Raw genomic sequence first — 19562 nt, 5'->3', positions numbered from 1 at the left:
CCAATTACCGCCTCGCCGCAACGCGTTCGCGGCCCGGCCGGCCGCCGCACGACGGCCCGGGCACGCCGCGCGCGACGTGCGGCGCACCGCTTCGCGCGGAGCGCGCATGAAGCACAAACGACTCTGGTTCGGCGCGGCCGGCATCGCGGTCGCCGGCCTGGCGATCGCGATCGGCATCATGGTGCGGCCGTCGATCGCGCCGATCGATCCGCCCGCCCCCGCTTCGTTCGATCCGCAACTCGTGCGCGCCGGCGCGCGCGTCGTCGCGCTCGGCGACTGCGTCGTGTGCCACACCGCGAAGGACGGCAAGCCATTCGCGGGCGGGCTGCCGCTCGCGACGCCGTTCGGCACGATCTACGCGACCAACATCACGCCGGATGCCGAAACGGGGATCGGCCGCTGGTCGCGCGACGCGTTCGCCCGCGCGCTGCGCACCGGCATCGGACGCAACGGCCAGCCGCTCTATCCGGCGTTTCCGTACATCCATTTCACGCGGATGTCCGACGACGACATCGCCGCCGCGTATGCGTACCTGATGACCCGCGAGCCGGTGCGCGCGACGGCGCCCGCCAACGACCTGATATTCCCGCTGAACTTCCGGCCGCTGGTGGCGTTCTGGAACGTGCTGTTCCTGCACGAAGGCGCATATCAACCCGACCCTGCGCAGTCCGCGCAATGGAACCGCGGCAGGATGCTCGTCGACGGGCTCGGCCACTGCGCATCGTGCCATTCGCCGCTGAACGCGATCGGCGGCGAGCAGCGCGGCCGCGCGTTCGACGGCGGCATCGTCGACGGCTGGGAAGCGCCCCCGCTCAATGCGCTCGGGGATGCCGCGCGGCCGTGGACGCAGGCACAGCTCGTCACCTACCTGCGCACCGGCCGCGCGAGCGAGCACGGCGCGGCGGCCGGGCCGATGCTGCCTGTCACGCGCGACCTCGCGACGGTGCCGGTGGAGGACGTCGAGGCGATCGCCGCGTACATCCTGTCGATCCAGAAACCGGCGAACGCACGTGCGGCCGCGGCTGCGCATCCGGTCGAACGCGTCGCGACGACGCCGGCCGCGCAGCGCGGCGCGGTGCTGTTCCAGGCATCGTGCGCGCAGTGCCACGGGCCGGCCGCGCCGATGCAGTCGATCGGCGAACGGCCGACGCTCGCGTTCAGCACGGCGGTCAACGCAGACACGCCGCGCAACGCGATCCAGATGATGTTCAACGGCATCGGCTGGCACGGCGAGGATACGCTCAACTACATGCCGTCGTTCGTCGACCAGTACGACGACGCGCAGATCGCCGATCTCGCCGCGTACGTGCGAGAAACCTATACCGACCGCCCCGCGTGGTCGGGCGTCGACGCGATGGCCGCGAAGCTCAGAAAAGAGGACACCGCACGATGATCACCCTCACCGTCAACGGCGTGCGCCACACGCTGGACATCGACCCGTCCACGCCGCTGCTGTACGCGCTGCGCAACGACCTGCACCTGCACGGCGCGAAGTTCGGCTGCGGCCTCGGGCAGTGCGGCGCGTGCACCGTGATCGTCGACGGCAAGCCGACGTTCTCGTGCCTGATGCCGGTGGCCGCGGTCGGTTCGCGCAGCGTGCGTACCATCGAGAGCCTCGGCACCGCCGAGCGTCCGGGCCCGCTGCAACGCGCGTTCATCGAGCACCAGGCCGCGCAGTGCGGCTACTGCATCGCCGGGATGATCATGCGCGCGCAGGCGCTGCTCGAACGCAACCCGAAACCGACCGAACAGGAACTGCGCACGCACATGGAACCGAACCTGTGCCGCTGCGGCACGCACATGCGGATTCTCGCGGCGGTGCGCTCGGTCGCGGGGCTGCCGGCCCCCGAACCCGCTTCCGCTCCCGTCACGATCAGCAAGGGGCTGTAATGAATTCCCACGACGACATCGACGAAAGCCGCCGGCACTTCATCGTCTCCGGCGCGCTGTTCGTCGCGTTCAGTCTCGCGCCCGCGTCGCGCGCGGCCGCGCAGCTGGTGATCGCCGACGAAGGCGCGGCCGTGCACGTGGCGAAAGCCACGCAGGCGCTCGCCGGCAGCCTGAAGACCAATCCGCTGCTCGACGCATGGATCAAGATCGCGCCCGACGGCAAGGTCACCGTGTTTACCGGCAAGGTCGAGCTCGGCACCGGCGTGCGCACGGCGCTGCTGCAGGTGGCCGCCGAGGAACTCGACATGAAGCCGTCGCTGATCACGTTCCTGACGGCCGACACCGGCGCGTCGCCCGACGAGGGCCTGACGGCCGGCAGCCACACGATGGCCGACAGCGGCTCCGCGCTGCTGAACGCGGCCGCGCAGGTGCGTGCGCTGCTGGTGGAAGGCGCGGCGAAGCGCTTCGGCGTCGAGCCGCGCGTGCTGACGACCGCCGACGCGGTGATCACGGCGCCCGACGGACGCACGATGACCTACGGCGACGCGATCCGCACGGTCGACCTGCATCGCAATGCGACGCCCACGTCGCCGCTGAAGAACCCGGCGACGTTCGCCGTGATCGGCACGTCGCTGCCGCGCGTCGACATCCCGAACAAGGTCACGGGCGGCGTCAGCTACGTGCAGGACATGCAGTTGCCCGGCATGCTGCACGCGCGCGTCGTGATGCCGCCGGTATATGAAGCGAAGCTGCTGTCGTTCGACGAAACCGCGATCCTGAAGCTGCCGGGCGTCGTGCGGATCGTGCGCAACGGCAGCATGCTCGCGGTCGTCGCGCAGGGCGAATGGCAGGCGGTGGTCGCGCAGCGCGCGCTCGCCGCCGGCTGCCGCTGGTCGCCGGGCCGCACGCTGCCCGAGCGCGGCACCGTGCACGCGGACCTGAAGCGGATCGCGACACAGCGCATCGAGATCGCGAACACGCACGCGGCCACCGCGCCGGCCGTGAAGACGCTCAATGCGACGTTCCTGAAGAACTACCTGCTGCACGGGTCGATCGGGCCGTCGTGTTCGGTCGCGCATCTCGAGAACGGGATGATGACGGTGTGGACGCACTCGCAGGGCGTCTACCCGCTGCGCGACGCGCTCGCCGAGATGCTGTCGATGCCGAAGTCGAGCATCCGCTGCATTCACACCGAGGGGTCGGGCTGCTACGGGCACAATGCGGCGGACGACGCGGCCGCGCACGCCGCGCTGATCGCCGCCGCGATGCCTGGCAAGCCGATTCGCGTGCAATGGATGCGCGAACAGGAACACACGTGGGACCACTTCACGCCCGCGATGGTGACGGAGGTCAGCGCATCGCTGGACGCGAGCGGGCGCATCGTCGACTGGAACTATGCGTTGTGGAGCAGCTCGCACAACGAGCGGATCGTCAACGCCGGCCGGCTGCTGCCGGCGCGCATGCTGGAGCCGCCGTTCGTGCCCGCGCCGTCGACGCCGATGCTGCAACCGGAAGGCGGCGGCGACCGCAACGCGATTCCGCTGTATGCGCTGCCGAACCAGCACATCGTCAACAACTTCTCGCCGACGATGCCGCTGCAGACCTCCGCGATGCGCTCGCTCGGCGCGCACACCAACGTCTGGGCGATCGAAAGCTTCATGGACGAGCTCGCGCATGCGGCCGGCGTCGATCCGGTCGAATTCCGGCTGCGCCACATGGACGACCATCGCGCGCGGCAGGTGATCAAGCTCGCCGCGACGCACTTCGGCTGGCCGCGGCCGCCGCGTGCGCGCAACCGCGGCGTCGGCTTCGCGTTCGGCAAGTACAAGAACCTGATGGCCTACGTCGCGATCGCGGTCGAGGTGTCGGTCGTGCCGGAAACCGGCCAGGTGACGCTCGAGCGCGCGGAAGCGGCGGTCGACGCGGGCCAGGTCGTGTCGCCGGACGGGATCCGCAACCAGATCGAGGGCGGCATCGTGCAGGCCGCGAGCTGGACGCTGTACGAGGCGCTGAAGTACGACACCGAACGGATTCGCAGCTTCGACTGGAGCAGCTATCCGATCCTGCGTTTCTCGGCGGCGCCGCAAAGCGTGAAGGTTCATCTGATCAATCGTCCCGGCGCGCCGTTTCTCGGCGCGGCCGAGGCGTCGATGGGGCCGACCGCCGGCGCGCTGGCCAACGCGATCTTCGACGCGACCGGCCAGCGCATGCGTGAAATGCCGTTTGCCGGCGACGCGCTGAGAAAGCGCATCGACGCATAGCGGCCCGGTCGCCCCCGCTACGCGATACCCGATATCCGATATCCGACCAGACGGCGCCGGCACGCACCGGCGCCGCATGCCGACAGGCTGGAGAACTTCCGACGATGGATACCTTGCTTTCGATGCGCGTGTTCACGCGCATCGTCGAAACCGGCAGCTTCACGCGCGCGTCCGACACGACCGGCCTCACCACGCCGCGCGTGTCGGCGCTGCTGAGCGGTCTCGAGCAGCACCTCGGCTGCCGGCTGCTGAACCGCACCACGCGCCGCATCTCGCTGACCGAGGACGGCCAGGCCTACTACGAACGGTCCGTCGCGGTGCTGCGCGAGATCGACGACATGGAGGCGTCGGTCTCGCAGGCGCGCAACGTGCCGCGCGGCCGGCTGAAGGTGAACCTGCCGCCGGCGATGGCGAAGCAGGTCGCGGTGCCCGCGCTGCCGGCGTTTCTCGACGCCCATCCGGACATCATGCTCGAACTCGGCGTGACCGACCGGCAGATCGACCTCGTCGGCGAAGGGGTCGACTGCGTGGTGCGCATCGGCGCGCTGGACGATTCGGGGATGATCGCGCGGCGGATCGGCAGCCTGACCACCTGCACGTGCGGCTCGCCCGCGTATTTCGCGCGGTTCGGCGAGCCGGAGACCGTCGACGATCTCGCGCGGCACGTCGCGGTCAGTCACATCTCCGCCGATACCGGGCGGCCGCGCGCGTGGGACTACGTGGTCGACGGCGAGCCGCGCATCGTGCAGATGTGCGGCACCGTGGCCGTCAACGACGCGGACAACTACATCGAGTGCGGCGTCGCCGGCATCGGGCTGATCAAGACGTCGCTGTACCTCGTCGAGCCGTACCTGAAATCGGGCCGGCTGCGCGAGGTGCTGACCGATTTCAACGCGCCGGCCCGGCCGATCTCGGTGCTGTATCCGCCCAATCGGCACATTCCGGTCAAGCTGAAGGTGTTCGTCGACTGGCTCGCGGGGCTGTTCGAGCAGATTCCGACGCTGCAGGGCAAACGCGGCTGAACCCGCCCGGCGCGGCACCTTTGCGTGCCGCGCAACGCTCGATTGCGCGGCGTTCCGCTTCCGGCTTTATCGATTGATCAATAGTATTGACGGCAATGCGGTGCACCGTATCGCGGCCGGCCGGTCTCCATGCCGGCGCGACGCTCCGGTAGCCGGCCTTTCCCTTTTCCAGGAGTCGACCATGTCAACGGATTCAACACCGCTCGCGCCGCCCGCGCACGGCGCCAAGCTCACGCAGGGGCTGATCCTGCTGTTCGCCTTCAGTTGCGGCGCGATCGTCGCGAACCTGTACTACGCACAACCGATCACCGAGCTCATCGCGCCGAGCCTGCACATGTCCGACGACACGGCGAGCCTGATCGTGTCGCTGACGCAGATCGGCTATGCGTTCGGCCTGTTCTTCATCGTGCCGCTCGGCGACCTGCTCGAAAACCGCAAGCTGATGATCGTGACGGCCGTCGTGTCGATCGCGAGCCTCGCGGCGGCGGCGCTCGTGCGCACGCCCGGGCTCTTTCTCGCGGTTTCGCTGCTGATCGGGTTCAGCTCGGTGGCCGTGCAGATTCTCGTGCCGCTCGCCGCGCACCTCGCGCCGGATCATTCGCGCGGCCGCATCGTCGGCACGATCATGAGCGGGCTGCTACTCGGCATCCTGCTGGCCCGCCCGCTGTCGAGCGTGGTGGCCGACGCATTCGGCTGGCGCTTCGTGTTCGCGGCCGCGGCCGTGCTGATGACGCTCGTCACGGCCGTGCTCGCGCTGACGATTCCGTCGCGCCAGCCCGATCACCGCGCGACCTATTTCGAGCTGATCGGCTCGCTGCTGCACCTCGTTCGCACGATGCCGGTGCTGCGCCACCGCGCGTTCTACCAGGGCCTGATGTTCGCGTCGTTCAGCCTGTTCTGGACGGCCGTGCCGGTCGAACTGACGCGTCACTATGGACTGTCGCAATCGGCGATCGGCCTGTTCGCGCTGGTCGGTGCGATCGGCGCGACGTCGGCGCCGGTAGCCGGGCGTCTGGCGGATGCCGGCCATACGGTGCGCGCGACGCTGATCGCGCTCGTGGCCGGCGCGCTGTCGTATGCGGTCGGGTTCGTGCACGGCACCGGCCTGTACGGGCTCGTCGTCACCGGCATCGTGCTCGACTTCGCGGTGCAGATGAACATGGTGCTCGGCCAGCGCGAGATCTACGCACTGCACGCGGCGAGCCGCAACCGGCTGAACGCGCTGTACATGACGAGCATCTTCGTCGGCGGCGCCGTCGGCTCCGCGCTCGCGAGCCCGCTGTACGAGCGTGGCGGCTGGCCGCTCGTCGCCGCGGCGGCCGGCGCGTTCCCGATCGTCGCGCTCGCCCACTACCTGCTCGTCGGGCGGACGCACGCGCAACGTCACGCCGCGGGTTGAGCCGCCCTCACCCATCGAATCGATCCGTTCGCGGGGCGCGCCGCCGCCCCGCTCCACGTCGAACCACAGGAGTCCATCATGTCTTCCCTGCTCAGTGCCTACGATCTGCGCGGCCTCGCGCTGCCGAACCGCGTCGTGATGGGGCCGATGACGCGCTCGCGCGCGCCGTCGCGCGGCCTGCCCACCGAACTGATGGCCGAGTACTACGCGCAGCGCGCGTCGGCCGGCCTGATCGTGACCGAGGCCACCAACGTCAGCGCGGCTTCCGCGGCGTTCGAGCTGACGCCCGGCCTCGTCGACGATGCACAGGCCGCCGGCTGGAAAATCGTCACCGACGCCGTCCACGCGAACGGCGGGCGCATCTTCGCGCAGCTGTGGCACGGCGGCCGCGTCAGCTCGCTGACGCTGCTCGGCGGCGCCGCGCCGCTGTCGCCGTCCGGCGTGAACGACGACCTCGAACAGTTGCAGGTCTGGGCACAGTTGCAGAACGGCTACTACACGAAGATTCATGCGACGCCGTCGCGCGCGATGACGACCGATGAAGTCGTCGCGACCGTCGACGAATTCCGGCAGGCGGCCGCGCGCGCGATGGCCGCGGGCTTCGACGGTGTCGAGATCCATGCGGCCAACGGCTACCTGCCGCACCAGTTCCTGTCGTCGACGCTGAACCGCCGCGACGATCGCTACGGCGGCTCGGTCGCGAACCGCGCGCGCTTTCTCGAGGAAATCGTCGACGCGGTCGGCGGCGTGATGCCGTTGAACCGCGTCGGCGTGCGCATCTCGCCGTACGCGAAATACAACAACGTGCGCGACGCCGACCCCGACGCGACGCTCGCCTACGTCGGCCGGATGCTCGACGCGGCAGGCGTCGCCTATCTGCACGCGGCCGATACCAACGGCTGGAGCGGCGAGCCCGATCTGCCGCGCATCGTCGAGCACGCGCGGCGGTCGTTCCGTGGCACGCTGATCGTCAACGGCGGCATTTCACCGGACGCGGCGAACGCGCTGATCGACGCGGGCGACGCCGATCTCGTCGCGTTTGCGCGTGCGTACATCGCGAACCCGGATCTCGTGGAGCGCATCGCGGCCCGCGCACCGCTCGCGGAGCCGAAGACCATCGGCTGGTACGGCGGCGACCGCGCCGGCTACGTCGACTATGCGCGGCACGACGCCGCGCAGTCGCACGCATGATCCGCGCATGCGGCGCGCAGGGCCCGGCATGCCGGGCGCGGTGCCGCAACGCGTCCGGCCACCGCGTGCCGGAGCGGCGCCGTCACGTATCGTTCCACCGCGCGCCCAGCACGCGCCCGCAGAAATTCGGCCGATGAAAATCCGGATCCGCGCGTTCGAGCACGTCGGCACTCCACGTGCCGAACGTCGATTGCGGCCGATGTTCGACGCCGCGCGCGACCGTCGCGAGGAACGTTTCGCGAAAACCGCTGCCGCGCGGATACGCGGCCAGCAACGCGTCACGCTCGTCGAGCGTGTATGCGTCGAAGTCGGTCGCCATCAGATCGGTCGACACGGCGGCCGCCAGCGCGCGCGCGAGCGGCGACGCGCGGGCGGCCACGCCGGGCGTCGTATGCAGCGCGATCGCCTGCCACACGTCGTCGCGCACGCGTCGCGAGCGCCGATGGCGCAACAGCAGCGCGCATGCGGCATCGGCGCCGTCGAGCTCGTAGCGCTCGGTCGAGCGGCAATACGCATGGCTCAACCCCATGTTCGCGTACATCGCGGCGACGTACAGCGCGTCGGCGTCGCATGCGTTGCATGCGTCGCCTGCCCGCCGCGCGGCGAGCGACGCGAACACGAACACGCGCGCCGCGTGATCGACCAGCACGGCGGGCAACGACGCGCGGGCCGCGTCGGCCGCATCGAGCGCAACGGGCGTGCGCGGAATGCGAACGCCGGCCACTTCGTCGCCGATGGCCGGTGCGCGCGGGTGCGCAGCATTCATCCTGTCTCCTTCATGCCCCGCGCACGGGGCGGAAAATCGTTCAATGCCCGGGGGCGTCCGGCGCGCGGCGCGTCGCACACCGGCACGCGCCGCTCAAAACGCGACGCAGCAGCGGCCGAACGCTTCGCAGCGCTCGGCGGCCGCACTTGCCGTCGGATAGCGCGGCCGCGCGAAACGGCGGCCGTGACCGCGCGCCCGGCACGCATCGCTGCCGGGCGCCGCGCATGCGTCGCCCGCCGCCGATGCATGCGGACGGGCGAGCGCCGCGCCGCCGACGCCGCCTTCCGCGACCGGCGACCATGCGGGACTGACGGGCGGCGGCGGCGGCGCCAGCGGCGCGAATTCCTGCTCCGCGTGCACGACCTTGCCGTCGACGACCGTCAGCACCGACGACAACGCGGGGATGCGCCGTGCGTCGATCGTGAAGTAGTCGTCGCTCAGCACCGCGAAGTCGGCGTACCGGCCGGGCACCAGCGCGCCCTTGCGGTGCTCGTCGGCGGAGAACCATGCGCTGCCGACCGTATAGCGGCGCAGCGCCTCCATCCGGCCGAGCCGGTTGCGCGCCGGATACAGCGCGGTGCCGCCGACGGAGCGCCCCGACACCATCCAGTACAGCGCGACGAACGGGTTGTAGCTCGCCGCGCCCGTCGCCCCGGAGCCCGCGCCGACCGGCAGCCCGGCCGCGAGCATCGCGCGGATCGGCGGCGCGCGCGTGGCCGCCGCCGCGCCGTGGCGGGCGATGAAGGCTTCGCCCTGGAACGCCATGCGCGGCTGCACGGTGATGCCGCCGCCCAGCGCCGCGACACGCGCGATATTGGCATCCGAGATCGTCTCGCAGCGGTCGAAGCACCAGCGCAGCCCGTCGAACGGCGTGTCGCGATCCACCGCTTCGAACACGTCGAGGAAGCGGCCGATCGATTCGTCGTAGGTCGCATGCAGCCGGAACGGCCAGCGATGGCGCACGAGCAGCCGGACGACGGCCGCCAGGTCCGCGTCGACCGACGCGGCCATCTCGACGCACGGTTCGAGAAAATTCCCGAGATCGATCGCCGAGCACAGCAGCCGCTCGCCCGCGCCGCTCACGCGCAGGAACGCGTCGCCGTCGCCGGGCGCCGTCCGCGCGATCCATGTCGCGAAATCGTCGAGCTCGCGGCCGGCGTGCCGCGCGCCCAGCGCATAGGCGATGCGCGTCGTCAGTTCGCCGCGCCGCGCGAGCGTCGCGACCGCCGCGTAGTCGTCCGGATACGCGAGGCCGTCGCCGCCGGCGTCGATCGCGCTCGTCACGCCCACGCGGTTCAGCGCGCGCATGAACTGGCGCGTGGAGTTGAGCCGGTCGGCCGCATCGAGCATGGGCGCGCGGGCGAGCGCCGCGAACAGCACGGCCGGATCCCGACGCGCGAGCAGCAGCCCGGTCGGCCGCCCGTGGCGGTCGCGCCGCAGTTCGCCGCCGGGCGGATCGGGCGTGTCGCGGCCGTAGCCGAGCGCGCGCAGCGCGGCCGCATTCAGCCACGCGCTGTCGCCCAGATGCTGAATGAATACGGGCGTGTCGGGCGCGATCGCGTTGAGCTCGGCCACCGTCGGGCCGCGCTTTTCCGCGAACTGCAGCGCCGTCCAGCCGCCCGCCACGCGCGCCCATTGCGGCGCGGGCGTGCGTCGCACCTGCCGGCCCAGCAGTTCGAGCGCGTCGGCAAGCGACGGCACGCCGTCCCAGCGCACCTCGAGGTTGAAGTTCATGCCGCCGCGGATCGCCTGCAGGTGCGCATCGATCAGGCCCGGAATCACGGTACGGCCGTTCAGATCGATACGGGTCGTGCCGTCGCGCGCATGGCGCAGCACGTCGCGATCGTCGCCGGTCGCGACGATGGTCCCGTCCTTCACGGCGAGCGCGCGGACGAACGAGCGTCGTTCGTCCTGGGTCGCGATCTTGCCGTTGAAGACGACGAGGTCCGCCGAGCGCGCGGGTTCCGTCGCCCTAAGCACCGTCAGGCCTCCCGTGCGCGCCTGCGTGCGACATGCTGCTTGGCGCCGCTGCCTGACAAGCGGCCGCACCGCGCGCGTCGGCACGCATGCCGCGATCGCGCGGGCGCGCTGCTGCACCGGATTCGCGCATCGCTATGCCGCCTGCTGCGCCGCGTCGGCGGCATCGCGTCGCGCGCGCGTCCGGCACGGCGCGAGCGGCGCCTCCTGACGGACGAAGTTCTGCACGCGCAGCAGGCGACGCACGTCGTGCGCGCGCGAATCCGGATCGAAGTGCCGCGCGCCCGCGGCGACCAGCGTCGACGCCTGCGCGGTGTGCCCGCGCTCGATCAGGTGATCGGCGAGATCGAGCGAACTGCGCAGCGCCCACATCGCGGCGCCCTGCGCGTTCGCGGTCTGGATCGCCATCTGCAGATGACGATGGCCGTCGGCCTCGTACGCCACCGCGAGATCCGCGCCGACGGTGCGCGCCTGTTCGAGCATCGCGACGCCGTTCACCCGCAGCAATTCGGGGACGAACAGGTGCTCGCCGTGCGCGCGGCAGCGCGCGAGCGTCGCATCGAGCCGGGAGCGCGCTTCGTTCGCGCGACCGGTCCGCACGAGGCCCTCCGCGTACGCAACGGTCAACGGCGCGAGCAGACGCCGGAAACCGCTCGCCTCGACGCGCCGCAGCGCCGGTTCGAGGCGGGCGAGACCGGCGCCGGGATGGCCGGCCTGGATGTCGAACTGTCCGGTCAGGCATTCCGCGTGACTGCGCCAGATGTCGAAGCCGTGCGCGTCGGCGGTCGCGCGCAGCGTCGCGAGATAGTCGGAGGTGATGTCGTGATCGCCGTAGCGCAGTGCGATCGGCGCGGCGGCCGCACCGAGCACGATGCACAGCGTGAGCGCCGACGGGCCGCGGCGCGCGCACTCGACCGCCTGCGCGGCGACGCGCATCGCATGCTCGGGCTCGCCTTGCATCCAGAGCAGACGGATCAGCATCGTGCGCCCCAGCGTCGCCATGTCGACGCCGAGCGCGGCCTGCGCGCACGCCGGTTCGTCCGCGTCGGCGAGTTCGGCCGTCGCCGCTTCCAGCCGCTCGCGCGCCTGCGCATGCTCGCCGAAGTAATGCAGCGACGTCGCGACCATCGTGTTCGCCAGCAACCGCTGCGACCGGTCCCCGCGCCGCTCGGCCGCGCGCTCGAAGCGCGTCGCGTAGCGCAGCGATTCGTGGATGTCCGACAGCGTCAGCATCGTATGCCACAGCCCGACCAGCGCGCGCGCGTCGAACGCATCGTCGCCGATATGCGCGGCGAGACCGAGCGTGCGGTTCCACATCGCGGCGGCGGCCGGCGCATCGCCATCGGTATGCAGCAGCGCCGATGCGCAGGCCGCCCGCAGCCGCATCTCGCGCGCGGCGTCGACCGGGCCCGCGGCGCCCGTGTCGAGTGCGTCGAGTACCTGGCGCGCGCGCGCCGTGCACGCGCGCATCCGCGCCGGCTCGAGCAGCGCACGCGCCAGCCGGTCGGGCTCGGGCACGCCTGCGGCCACGGCGGCCACGGCGGCCTCCGCCGGTTCGTCCGCGGCCGGCGCGGGTGCATCCGCGGGCAGCGCGTCGGCGAGCGTCGCGGGACGCGCGGGCGCATGCTCGCGCTCGTACGCCGCGTGGCGCGCGACGATGCGTTCGAATTCGCCTTCGTTGTGCAGTTTTTCGAGCGCGTACGCGCGCGTCGATTCGGTCAGCCGGTAGCGCGCATACGCGCCATGGAACTCGACGGTCACCAGCGATTTCGCCACCAGCTCGCCGAGCACCGCGATCATGTCCGCGGCCGACGTGCCGGGCTCGGTCGCGACCGCGCGCGCGGCATCGAACGAAAACGGCCCGATGAAGCATCCCATCCGGCGAAACAGCGCGCGCGCGGCCGGATCGAGCAGCACGTAGCTCCAGTCGAACGTCGCCCGCAGCGTCTGATGACGCGGCAGCGCCGAGCGCAGCCCGCCCGTCAGCAGGTTCAGCCGGTCGTCGAGACGCGACGCGACGACCGCGAGCCCGAGCGTCGCCACGCGCGCCGCGGCCAGCTCGATCGCGAGCGGCAGCCCGTCGAGGCGCCGGCAGATGTCCGCGATCACCCGCACGCCGGCTTCGTCGACCGGGCAATCCGGCGCGGCCGTGCGCACGCGCTCCAGGAACAGCTCGACGGCCGAACAGCGGGCCATTTCCGGGACGGACGCGCCGCCGTCCGGCACCGCGAGCGGGCTCATCCGCAGCACCGCTTCGGCCGAGATGTGCAGCGGCTCGCGGCTCGTCACGAGCACGCGCGGCGAGCCCGCGCGCGACGTCAGCGTTTCGACGAGGCTCGCCACCAGATCGACGATGTGCTCCGCGTTGTCGAGCACGAGCAGGCAGCGCGACGTCGCGAACGCGTCGCCGATGCGCTCGATGGCCGGCACGCCCTGCGTGTCGAGGCCGAGCTCGGCGGCCAGCGCGATCAGCATGTCGTCGCGCGTCGACGCGCGCGCCAGCTCGACGAACAGCACGCGCTCGCGCGAGCGGCTGCGCACGCCGTGCGCGACGCGTACGGCAAGACTCGTCTTGCCGATGCCGCCCGCGCCGACGAGCGTGACGACCGGCGTACGCTCGAGCATGTCGACGATCTGCGCGATTTCGGCGTCGCGCCCGACGAGCGGCGCGAGCAGCGACGACGCGGGGGCGTCGGGCGGCGCCGCGACGGCCGGTGCGTCGGCCGCGGGCGCGAGGTCCGGGCCGGGCGACGGGCTCGCGACCAGCAGATAGCCGCGCCCGGGCACCGTCTTGATCAGATCGCGGCTCGCGCCGAGCGCCTTGCGCAGCGTCGCCACATGCACCTGCAGCCGGTTTTCCTCGACGATCAGGCCCGGCCAGACCGCATCCATGATGTCGTCTTTCGACACGACCGAACCGCTCGCGCGGTGCAGGACCTCGAGAATGTCGAGCGCGCGCGCGCCGATGCGCAGCGACGCGCCGTGACGGCGAATGTCCCGCTGCTCGAAATCCACCGACAAAGTTCCGATCTGGACCATGGCCGCCTCCGGGTACCTCGGGATGAGCGCCGGGTGAACGCGGCAGTTCGCCCGGCGGAGAGTCCAAGTCCGGCGTGCTGCCGCGCCGGACGATAAATGTCGAAATACGGGTCGAGTGTAGAGGGGCATGCCGTGAAAATCTTGAAGGAAAATGCGCTGTCCGCGCATGCCGCGCACGCGCGGCCGGCACGATCGCTTGCGTGTAAAAGTGGGGCGCTATACTCTGCCGGGCCGCTCGCGCAGGCGTCGCGCCGGGGCACGCACTCACCGCGCGCACGCATTGAAAGCAATTTGTCAGGATGAAGAGCGGACGTTTATGCAAATTCATTTTGAACGTTCGCGCGCGCATCTAAACTGGACTCGTCATTTCACGCTCCGAGTCCCTCGCTGGGGAATTCCATGTCAGACTCCGTCATCGCAGCCCCGACGGCATCGCCTCCTCCACGGCCGAAAGACACGCTCGGGTGCGTGTCGAGCCTGCTGGCGAAGGATGTCGAGACGGCATCCGGCGGCCTGAAGCTCCACCGCAAATGCATGCGCGAAGCGCACGTCGAACGGATCGACATGCCCGCGTGCGACCGCGGCTTCCTGGTCGGCGTGTCGCTGAACGGCGGCCACCGCCGCACGCTCTATGGGCGCGCCGGCGCGAGCGAACGCCGGTTCCAGCATCACTCGATCTACATTCGCGACTTCTCGCGCCATTTCCACGCGGACCTGTACGGCAATTTCGACTTCGTGCTGATCGAGCTGCCGCACCCGTATCTGGCGCGCATCGGCCCCGAACACGGCGGCAGCCCGGTCGACGGCCTCACGTGCCGCGTCGATGCGCGCGACCCGGTGCTCGGGCATCTCGCGCACGCGGTGGCCGACAGCCTCGACGCGCCCGGCCCGCTGAACGCGCTGTTCATCGAGCAGGTCGGGCTCGCGATGGGCACGCATCTCGTGCGCCGCTACGGCAACGTGCGCGCGCGCGAACTCGAGCACAAGGGCGCGCTGTCTCCCGCGAAGGTGGCGCTCGCCAAGGAGCTGTTGATGGAAAAGGCGGACCTCGGCGTGTCGATCGAGGAAGTGGCGAACGAATGCGACCTGTCGCGCGGCTATTTCATCCGCGCGTTCTCGCGCACCACCGGCCGCACGCCGCACCAGTGGCTGCTCGAACAGCGCGTGATGCGCGCGCGCGAGCTGATCGAGACGTCCGACATGACGCTGGCCGACATCGCGGTCGCGTGCGGCTTCGCCGACCAGAGCCACCTGAACCGCGTATTCGCGCGGATCGTCGGGCACCCGCCCGGCGCGTGGCGGCGCGCACGGGCGCGCTGACCGGCGGCATGGCGCACGCCGGGCCGCACGCCGGGACGTCACCGCACCGGCGTCGCGTCGTAGTTGACCGGCACCCAGTCGTATTGCGCACCGTCCCGACGCAGGTGGCCGAGACCGGGAAACGCGATATGCGCGGCCCCGACGAGATAGCGCCGCTCGGCGACGCGCTTCAGCGTATCCCGCCGCGTGCGGCGGGCGGCCTCGGCATCGCTGTCGTACTGGACCGTCGCGTCGACGTCGCGCAACTGGATCGCCGCCACGTGCACGATGTCGCCCCACGCGAGCAGGCCCGCGCGGCCGCTCTCGATCAGGTAAGCCGTATGGCCCGGCGTATGGCCGGGCATCGGCACCGCGCGAATGCCGGGCGCGAGCGTCGCGTCGCCGCGAAACGTCTTGAAGCGGCCGGCCGCGACGTACGGCGCGACCGCCGCGGCGGCCGCATCGAAGAACGACGCGAGAAACGCCGGCGCGTGCGCCTTGTTCGCCGGATCGAGCCAGTACGCGGCCTCGACGGCGTTCACCCGCACGACGGCATTCGGAAACGTCATCGCGCCATTCGACGCGATTCCGCCGACATGGTCCTTGTGCAGGTGCGTGAGCAGCACTTCGTCGATCTGCGCGGGCGCGTAGCCGGCCGCGCGCAGATCGTCGAGCAGCTTGCCGCAGCAGTCGCCGTACAGCGTGCCGGCGCCCGCGTCGACGAGGATCCGCTTCGATCCGGTATCGACGAGGAACGCGTTGATCGACCCTTGCACGGGCGGCTCCAGGAATGCGCGGTCGAGGTCGCGCCGGATCTCGTCCTTCGAGATGTCGCGAAACACCGAATCGACCGGAAACGGATGCGTGCCGTCGGACAGCGCGATCACCGTGAAGTCGCCGATCTTCAGCCGATAGAAGCCGGGCGGCTGCCGGCCCGCGGCGGGCACCGGCGCGTCGGGCTGCACGCCGGACGGCGCATCGGCCCGCACGCCGGCCTGCGCATGCACCGCGGGCGCCAACAGGCCCGCGCACCCGGCCACGATCAACCAACGGGCCGTCTGCGCGACGCACGCGTGCCGAAACAGGTTCTTCATCGGATCTCCGTGACGAATCGTGCGCGTGGCCCGTCACGAACGGAACGGCCAGCGCAACACGCGATGTCGCGCAGCTTATCGGCCGCCGCGGCGAAAATCCTGAGCGACGCCTGAATTGTCCTGAAGACACGCCGCACGCGATCCGGCCGCCGCACCGCCCGGCGCTAGAATGCGAACCGCATGCAACGCGACGTTGCCACCCGCCCAAGGACGATCTCATGGACAAATTCTCCGCGCTGCGCGCGTTCGTCGAAGTCGCGGAAGCCGGCGGCTTCTCGAGCGCGGGGCGCCGGCTCGATCTCGCCGCTTCGTCGGTCGTGCGCGCGGTGGACGCGTTGGAGGCGTCGCTCGGCACCGTGCTGCTGAACCGCACGACGCGACAAGTCACGCTGTCCGACGCGGGCGCCGTCTACTATGCGCGGGCGAAACGCGTGCTCGGCGAGCTCGCCGATGCCGACGCGCTGGTGGCCGACCGCGGCGACGCGCCGTCCGGCCCGCTGCGCGTATCGGTCCCCGTCGCCTACGGGCTGCGCCGCATCGCGCCGCACGTCTCCGCGTTCGTCGCGCGCCATCCGAAGCTCGACCTCGATCTGCAACTGACCGACGAACGCGTCGATCTCGTGTCCGCGCGGATCGACGTCGCAATCCGGCTCGGCGACGCGGCCCCGACCGCGGACGTCGTCGCGCGTCCGCTCGGCACGTTCCGGCGCTACGTGGTCGCGAGCCGCGGCTACCTCGACGCGCACGGCACGCCGGCGACACCCGGCGAACTCGTCGATCACGCGTGCCTGCGCTTTCATTTCGGCGTCGACCAGCAGGCGTGGACGTTCGCCAGCGCGCCACGCACGACGCAGGTCGTCGTCACCGGGCGGCTGAAATCGAATCACAGCGAGGTGCTGCGCGAGGCCGCGCTCGACGGCGCCGGCATCGCGCTGCTGCCCGACTGGCTGGTCGAGGCGGATATCGAAGCCGGCCGCCTGCAGCGGCTGTTCGACCAGTACGACGTGACGCCGGGCTCGGCGCGCGCGGTGATCACGGCCCTGTACCTGCCGAACCAGCGCGGCTCGAAGCGCGTGACCGCGTTCATCGATTTCGTCGAATCGCTCGCCCGCGCGCAGCCCTGATACGCGAGAGCCGGGCGCGGCGCGTCACCAGCCGAACTTCGCTTCCATCCCGACATAGTCGGCATTGCGCGCGCCGAGCGCGCGAATCGACGAGCCGAGCTGGAAGTGCACGGCTTCGAGCGCGAGCGCGACGTTCGCGTTCACGAGCCAGTCGACGCGCGCCTGCGCGTACATCCCCGTCCACGCGCCGCCCTTGCCCGCCGTGCCCGGCACCGCCGACATCCCCTGCCCGTAGATCGCGTCGGCCGTCGTCTGCCGCCACTGGAAGCCGACGGCGGTGAGCACCGTCACCGAGCTCGCCGGCTTGAAGGTCAGCGACGGCTTCACGTGGATCAGGTTGCTGTATCCGGTATACCCGGCGAGCGTGAAGTAATAGCCGTTCGGAAACATCGGGTTGAACGTGCCGACGCGCCGGTCGCCCGGATGCGCGTCGCCCGATGCGCCGTCGACCTGGATGCCGACGCGCGGCGTGCCGGCCGTCTTCGCGAACGTGTAGCCGCCCAGCGCGCCGAACGCCCACGCGCCGATCGTGTCCTGCCCGACGTGGCCCGTCTGCAGCATCGCCTCGACGTCCCAGTCGAACCCGTCGGTCTTGCCCGCGTAGCGCATGTCGAACACGTCGCGCCGCTCGGTGCCGGATGCATCCGGATAGCGCGCGTTGTCGCGCGTGTAGCGCGACCAGTACGCGGACAGATCGCCGGGCCCCGTGCCCGTGCGCTCGACGCGCACGCCGTCGAATCGCAGGTGCCGGTTCGACACGTCGTCGAACGCGGCCGCGTTGCGATACTGCACCGGACGCGTCACATAGCCGATCACGCGCCATTTGCCGATTTCGTAATCGGTCCACAGTCCGTCGTATGCCTGGCGCACGTTCGGGCCGTCGCGCACCGACACGAAGCGCTGCAAGTCGAACGCCATCTCCTGCCGGCCGATCCGCGTCTTGAACGTGCCGGGCCCCAGTTGATCGACGTACGCGACGAACGCCTGCTGGAGGTCGAGCTGGTCCTTGTCGACCGGGCCGACCGTATCCTTGCCGAACGGCCGCGCATCGACGAACTGCACGAACGCCTGCAGGTGCCCGCGATAGCGCAGGTCCGCATGCACGTTCGCGCGCTGGATCACGTAGTTGTCGTCGTGCGCGGCGCCGAGGCCGAACAGCGGCGCGTTGTTCAGCTCGAAGCGCTCGCGCAGGTTCGCGCCGAGCGACAGATAGGTCGACGGGTCGCCGCCGAGCGGCACGTATTTCAGCGCGTCGAACGGCTTGCGCGGCACGCACGGATTCGCGAGCGCCGACCAGTCTTCCTGCCAGCGGTTGAACAGCACCGTCGGGCGTTTCGCGGTGCACGACGCGGCGGCGGCAGCCGGCGACGCGGCCGCGCCGGCCGACGCCGCCTCGGCTTCGGCGCCGACGGCGGTACCCGCGTGCGACGCGGCACCGCCCGCCAGCACGACGCACGACAGCGCGCCGCGCCACGATCGCTTCATCGGCCGGCGCACCGTCATTTCGACCGCGCGTGGATCTCGGCGACGTAGCCGCCCGGGAACTGCACGAGCGCCGCGTCGCGCCCGTCCGACTTGAACGGCGGCACGAGCACCGTCACGCCCGCGGCTTCGGCCTGCTTCAGCGTCGCCGCGAGATCGGCCACTTCGTAGCCCGTCATCTCGCGCCCGAACGGGTACGGCAGATGGCCGTCGGTCGCGAGCACGGTCATCTTGCCGAAGCCCGATTCGATGCGAATGCGGCGGTACGTGTCGTTCGGCCGCCCGATCTCGATGCCCGGCGCATGGCGCACGTCCGACACGATCTTGCCGTGCGAGAACGCGGCGAAGTCGCGCGCGAGCTTGCCCGCGCTTTCCGGCGACACGTATACGCGATTCTCCGGCACCGTCTGCAGCGGGTCGTAGTTCGGCGCCTGCGTATGCCAGTACAGCTGCATGTTCACGCCGCCCGGCCAGCGGACGATCGCGTCGCGGCCGATGGGGTCGGGGAACGTCGCCACGACGATGTCCGCGCCATGCGCGCGCGCCGACTTCACCGCGACGTCCATGTCGGTGACGAGATAGCCGGTGCGCTCCTCGCAGAACGGATACGGGATCGGCGTCTTGAAACCGAACACCGAGATCGTGCCGACCGGCGTCAGCACGAGCTGCGACATCGTCTGGCTCGGCGTCGGCGTGACCTGGAACACGCCCTGCTTCGACTTCTTGCCGCCGAACGTCGCGACGAAGCTGTCGGTGAAGCGGTCGAAGTCCTCAGGCGCGACGCACACGTGGGTCGTGTCGTACTGCGGGCCGACCGCAACGGCGGGAAAACGCGCCGCGGCGGCCGGCGACGCGATGTCGTCGAGGTGGGTTTCGTCGGCGAGCGCCGGCGTGCCGGCCAGCAGCGCGGCGAGCACGGCCGACGACGCGGCGGTCATGCGCAGCATGTTGCGCAGGTTCAATAAACTCATCGGTTTTCTCCTTGATGGTGATGCGCGCGGCCAGCGCCGCGCGCGGA

At 70.8% G+C, this 19562-nt stretch carries 14 protein-coding genes; 8 read left to right on the top strand and 6 right to left on the bottom strand.

The features are described 5' to 3' along the window. The first annotated feature begins 106 nt into the window (after positions 1 to 106). The 6 genes from CFB35_RS31205 (at position 107) to CFB35_RS31180 (ending at position 7763) form a co-directional block, all read left to right on the top strand. Positions 107 to 1393: a cytochrome c gene (locus CFB35_RS31205; protein ID WP_089466081.1), complete on the top strand. Its 1287-nt coding sequence runs from the start codon at positions 107 to 109 to the stop codon at positions 1391 to 1393. Then, complete coding sequence (locus CFB35_RS31200) at positions 1390 to 1890, top strand: (2Fe-2S)-binding protein (RefSeq protein ID WP_060310513.1); 501 nt, start codon at positions 1390 to 1392, stop codon at positions 1888 to 1890. Before CFB35_RS31205 ends, CFB35_RS31200 begins: the two co-directional genes overlap by 4 nt. Beyond that, on the top strand, positions 1890 to 4151 hold the full coding sequence (locus CFB35_RS31195; protein WP_059574834.1) for a molybdopterin cofactor-binding domain-containing protein: 2262 nt from the start codon (positions 1890 to 1892) through the stop codon (positions 4149 to 4151). Before CFB35_RS31200 ends, CFB35_RS31195 begins: the two co-directional genes overlap by 1 nt. 104 nt (positions 4152 to 4255) lie before the next feature. After that, positions 4256 to 5173 (top strand): LysR family transcriptional regulator, encoded by a 918-nt coding sequence (locus CFB35_RS31190; RefSeq protein ID WP_059574832.1) that lies wholly within the window; start codon positions 4256 to 4258, stop codon positions 5171 to 5173. A 181-nt stretch (positions 5174 to 5354) separates the two neighbouring features. After that, the gene (locus CFB35_RS31185; protein ID WP_059574830.1) at positions 5355 to 6572 is read left to right on the top strand and encodes an MFS transporter; all 1218 of its coding nucleotides are present in this window, start codon (positions 5355 to 5357) and stop codon (positions 6570 to 6572) included. Between the two features lie 78 nt (positions 6573 to 6650). Further along, positions 6651 to 7763, top strand: coding sequence for an alkene reductase (locus CFB35_RS31180; protein ID WP_059574828.1), 1113 nt, complete (start codon positions 6651 to 6653; stop codon positions 7761 to 7763). Between the two features lie 82 nt (positions 7764 to 7845). On the opposite strand, the gene CFB35_RS31175 is transcribed toward CFB35_RS31180, so the two are convergent. The 3 genes from CFB35_RS31175 to CFB35_RS31165 all read right to left on the bottom strand — a co-directional run bounded on the left by CFB35_RS31175 (position 7846) and on the right by CFB35_RS31165 (position 13545). Continuing rightward, a complete protein-coding gene (locus tag CFB35_RS31175) occupies positions 7846 to 8529 on the bottom strand; it encodes a hypothetical protein (RefSeq protein WP_059574825.1) in 684 nt (227 codons plus the stop codon). A 93-nt stretch (positions 8530 to 8622) separates the two neighbouring features. Further along, on the bottom strand, positions 8623 to 10509 hold the full coding sequence (locus CFB35_RS31170; RefSeq protein WP_059575182.1) for an amidohydrolase: 1887 nt from the start codon (positions 10507 to 10509) through the stop codon (positions 8623 to 8625). A 132-nt stretch (positions 10510 to 10641) separates the two neighbouring features. Beyond that, complete coding sequence (locus tag CFB35_RS31165) at positions 10642 to 13545, bottom strand: winged helix-turn-helix domain-containing protein (RefSeq protein WP_059574823.1); 2904 nt, start codon at positions 13543 to 13545, stop codon at positions 10642 to 10644. 399 nt (positions 13546 to 13944) lie between these two features. On the opposite strand from CFB35_RS31165, the gene CFB35_RS31160 reads away from it, so the two are divergent. Continuing rightward, positions 13945 to 14865, top strand: a complete 921-nt coding sequence (locus CFB35_RS31160; RefSeq protein WP_060967346.1) for an AraC family transcriptional regulator — start codon at positions 13945 to 13947, stop codon at positions 14863 to 14865. Positions 14866 to 14903: 38 nt separating this feature from the next. Here CFB35_RS31160 and CFB35_RS31155 read toward each other — a convergent pair whose 3' ends face one another. Then, a complete protein-coding gene (locus CFB35_RS31155; protein ID WP_089466080.1) occupies positions 14904 to 15938 on the bottom strand; it encodes an MBL fold metallo-hydrolase in 1035 nt (344 codons plus the stop codon). Positions 15939 to 16156: 218 nt separating this feature from the next. On the opposite strand from CFB35_RS31155, the gene CFB35_RS31150 reads away from it, so the two are divergent. Further along, the gene (locus tag CFB35_RS31150) at positions 16157 to 17062 is read left to right on the top strand and encodes a LysR family transcriptional regulator (RefSeq protein WP_089466079.1); all 906 of its coding nucleotides are present in this window, start codon (positions 16157 to 16159) and stop codon (positions 17060 to 17062) included. Between the two features lie 24 nt (positions 17063 to 17086). On the opposite strand, the gene CFB35_RS31145 is transcribed toward CFB35_RS31150, so the two are convergent. Both CFB35_RS31145 and CFB35_RS31140 read right to left on the bottom strand, forming a co-directional pair. Then, complete coding sequence (locus CFB35_RS31145; protein WP_089466236.1) at positions 17087 to 18547, bottom strand: alginate export family protein; 1461 nt, start codon at positions 18545 to 18547, stop codon at positions 17087 to 17089. A gap of 14 nt (positions 18548 to 18561) precedes the next feature. Further along, positions 18562 to 19515 carry a VOC family protein gene (locus CFB35_RS31140; protein WP_089466078.1) on the bottom strand — a complete coding sequence of 318 codons (954 nt, stop codon included), beginning with the start codon at positions 19513 to 19515 and terminating at the stop codon, positions 18562 to 18564. Between the last annotated feature and the right edge of the window lie 47 nt (positions 19516 to 19562).

Source organism: Burkholderia sp. AU16482, from assembly GCF_002223285.1.
GTDB lineage: Bacteria > Pseudomonadota > Gammaproteobacteria > Burkholderiales > Burkholderiaceae > Burkholderia > Burkholderia semiarida.
This window is presented reverse-complemented; position numbering and strand designations above follow the sequence as displayed.

Excerpts from the sequence above, each read along its gene's own strand:
- CFB35_RS31205 (WP_089466081.1), top strand. The coding sequence starts at position 107 with ATGAAGCACAAACGACTCTGGTTCGGCGCGGCCGGCATCGCGGTCGCC.
- CFB35_RS31200 (WP_060310513.1), top strand. The coding sequence starts at position 1,390 with ATGATCACCCTCACCGTCAACGGCGTGCGCCACACGCTGGACATCGAC.
- CFB35_RS31195 (WP_059574834.1), top strand. The coding sequence starts at position 1,890 with ATGAATTCCCACGACGACATCGACGAAAGCCGCCGGCACTTCATCGTC.
- CFB35_RS31190 (WP_059574832.1), top strand. The coding sequence starts at position 4,256 with ATGGATACCTTGCTTTCGATGCGCGTGTTCACGCGCATCGTCGAAACC.
- CFB35_RS31185 (WP_059574830.1), top strand. The coding sequence starts at position 5,355 with ATGTCAACGGATTCAACACCGCTCGCGCCGCCCGCGCACGGCGCCAAG.
- CFB35_RS31180 (WP_059574828.1), top strand. The coding sequence starts at position 6,651 with ATGTCTTCCCTGCTCAGTGCCTACGATCTGCGCGGCCTCGCGCTGCCG.
- CFB35_RS31175 (WP_059574825.1), bottom strand. The coding sequence starts at position 8,529 with ATGAATGCTGCGCACCCGCGCGCACCGGCCATCGGCGACGAAGTGGCC.
- CFB35_RS31165 (WP_059574823.1), bottom strand. The coding sequence starts at position 13,545 with ATGGTCCAGATCGGAACTTTGTCGGTGGATTTCGAGCAGCGGGACATT.
- CFB35_RS31160 (WP_060967346.1), top strand. The coding sequence starts at position 13,945 with ATGTCAGACTCCGTCATCGCAGCCCCGACGGCATCGCCTCCTCCACGG.
- CFB35_RS31155 (WP_089466080.1), bottom strand. The coding sequence starts at position 15,938 with ATGAAGAACCTGTTTCGGCACGCGTGCGTCGCGCAGACGGCCCGTTGG.
- CFB35_RS31150 (WP_089466079.1), top strand. The coding sequence starts at position 16,157 with ATGGACAAATTCTCCGCGCTGCGCGCGTTCGTCGAAGTCGCGGAAGCC.
- CFB35_RS31145 (WP_089466236.1), bottom strand. The coding sequence starts at position 18,547 with ATGAAGCGATCGTGGCGCGGCGCGCTGTCGTGCGTCGTGCTGGCGGGC.
- CFB35_RS31140 (WP_089466078.1), bottom strand. The coding sequence starts at position 19,515 with ATGAGTTTATTGAACCTGCGCAACATGCTGCGCATGACCGCCGCGTCG.